A 2,518-nucleotide genomic window follows, 5' to 3' on the forward strand; every position below is an offset into this window, starting at 1 on the left:
TCCGAACTGACCGATCCCGCCTACTGGGTGAACCACGTCCGTGAGGCCGTCCGCTTCGCCGACGGGGTGCGGACCCTGGTGGACGAGGGCGTGACGCGCTTCGTCGAGATCGGTCCGGATGCCGTGCTGACCGCGATGGCGCGGCAGGCGGTCGAGGACGAGGACCTGGCGGTCTTCGTGCCCGTGCTGCGGGCCCGTACCACCGAGGCCGAAGCGTTCGCGGGCTTCCTGGGTCAGGCCCACGTGGCCGGTATCGCCGTGGACTGGGACGCCTTCTACGCCGGGACCGGCGTGCGGCGCGTCGAGCTGCCGACGTACGCCTTCCAGCGGGAGCGGTACTGGATCGATCCGGTGGCCGGTTCCTCCGATCCCGGTGCGGCCGGGCTCGGCCGGATCGACCACCCGGTGCTCGTGGCCGGCGTACGGGTCGGTGACCGGGACGAATGGCTGTTCACCGGCCGCCTCTCCACCGCCACGCACCCGTGGACGGCCGAGCACGTGCTGCTCGACAACATCGTCGTCCCCGGCACCTCGCACATCGAGCTGGCCCTCACCGCGGGTCGGCTGGCCGGTGCCCCGGTGGTCGAGGAACTGGTGCTCGAGGCCCCGCTGATCCTGCGCGAGGACCAGCCGGTCCGCGTCCAGGTCACGGTGGGGGAGCCCGACGAGGACGGCCGCCGCACCGTGGCCGTCTACACCCGTCCCGAGGCCGGCAACGGCGACGAGGGCGACGGGGAGGCGATCTGCCACGCCCGGGGCACCCTCACCGCGGAGACCGGTCCCGCCCCCGCCTGGCCGGAGGAGTGGCCCCCCGCGGACGCCGAGGAGGTGTCCGTCGAGGACGCGTACGCGCGCCTCTCCGAGATCGGCTACGACTACGGCCCTGTCTTCCAGGGCCTGACGGCCCTGTGGCGCGACGGCTCCGAGGTCTACGCCGAGGTGGAACTGCCCGGTGACGAGGGCGCGGGAGAGTTCGGGATCCACCCGGCGCTCTTCGACGCCGCCCTCCAGAGCGGCGCGGCCGTCCTCCTCCTCGGGGACGGCGGCGCCGAGCGGCGGATGCCGTTCAGCTGGTCCGGGGCCCGCCTCGCGCAGCGCGGGGCCACCCGCCTGCGGGTGCGCGCCGTCGCCGAAGGCGATGCCTCGCTGCGCCTCGACGCCGTGGACGAGACGGGCGCCGAGGTCGTCTCGGTCGCCACCATCGCCGTGCGGCCCGTCGCTGAGGAGCAGCTCGCCGGCGCCCGGCGCGGCGGCCAGGACTCCCTGTTCCGCGTGGAATGGGCCGAGGTCGCCGTGGAGCCGGCAGCGGTTCCGGCCGTCGTGGAGGTGCTGGGCCGGGCCGACGGTCCCGCCGACCTGACCGCGCTCGCCGCGACCCTCGCCGGGGGCGCCGCCGTACCCGACCTGGTCGTCGCCGTCCTCGACGGGGACGACACCTGGTCCGGGGTGGCCGCCGCGCACGACGGAGCGGCCCGCGCCCTCGCCCTGGTGAGGCAGTGGCTCGCCGAGGGCGCCTTCGCCGGGGCGCGGCTCGTCGTGGCCACCCGGGCCGCCGTCGCGGCCGGGGAGGAGAGCCCGGACCTGGCCCTCGCCCCCGTCTGGGGGCTGGTGCGGAGCGCCCAGTCGGAGCACCCGGGTCGCCTGGTCCTCGTGGACTTCGAGGCCGGTCGGGACCTGACCGCGGACGCCCCGGACTGGGCGGCCCTGGCCGCCGCCGACGAACCGCAGCTCGCCGTGCGAGAGCAGCGGGTCCTCGCCCCGCGCCTGGGCCGTCTCGCGGACGCCCCCGCCGCCCCGGCGGGCCTCGCCGGCGGCACCGTGCTCGTCACCGGCGGCACCGGTGGCCTCGGGGCGCTGGTGGCCGGACACCTCGTCCGGACGCACGGCGTCTCCGAACTGCTGCTCCTGAGCCGTCGCGGTCCGTCCGCCGAAGGCGTGGCGGCGCTGGTGGCCGATCTGGAGGGCCTGGGCGCGCGGGTGCGGGTGGAAGCCTGTGACGTGGCCGACCGGGAGCAGCTCGCCGCCGTGATCGGTTCGGTCGAGGGCCCCCTCACCGGTGTCGTCCACGCGGCCGGTGTCCTCGACGACGGGATCGTCGAGTCGCTGACCCCCGAGCAGCTGGAGCGCGTGCTGCGCCCGAAGCTCGACGCGGCCCAGCACCTGCACGAGCTGACCGAGGGCTCCGACCTCGCCGCTTTCGTGCTGTTCTCCTCGGTGGCCGCCCTCGTGGGCAGCTCCGGTCAGGCGAACTACGCGGCGGCGAACTCCTACCTGGACGCCCTCGCCGCCTCCCGCCGTGCCGCCGGCCTCCCGGCGGTCTCCCTGGCCTGGGGCCTCTGGGCCGACGCCACCGGCATGACCGGCGGCCTCGACGAGGCCGAACTGGCCCGACTCGCCCGTCAGGGCGTCGGCGCCCTCCCCGTCGACCTCGGTCTGGGGTTGTTCGATCGGGCGTTGGGTGTGGGTGAGGCGTTGTTGGCGCCGGTGTTGTTGGATGTGGCGGCGTTGCGGGTGCAGG

Annotated in this window: 1 protein-coding gene; it reads left to right on the top strand. The window is 75.7% G+C overall.

The genetic code is table 11. The features are described 5' to 3' along the window. A partial coding sequence (locus tag ABTZ17_RS36650; protein ID WP_352200153.1) for an SDR family NAD(P)-dependent oxidoreductase occupies nucleotides 1–2,518 on the top strand: 2,518 nt, incomplete at both ends.

The sequence above is a fragment of the Streptomyces sp. NPDC097619 genome (assembly GCF_040302735.1).
GTDB lineage: Bacteria > Actinomycetota > Actinomycetes > Streptomycetales > Streptomycetaceae > Streptomyces.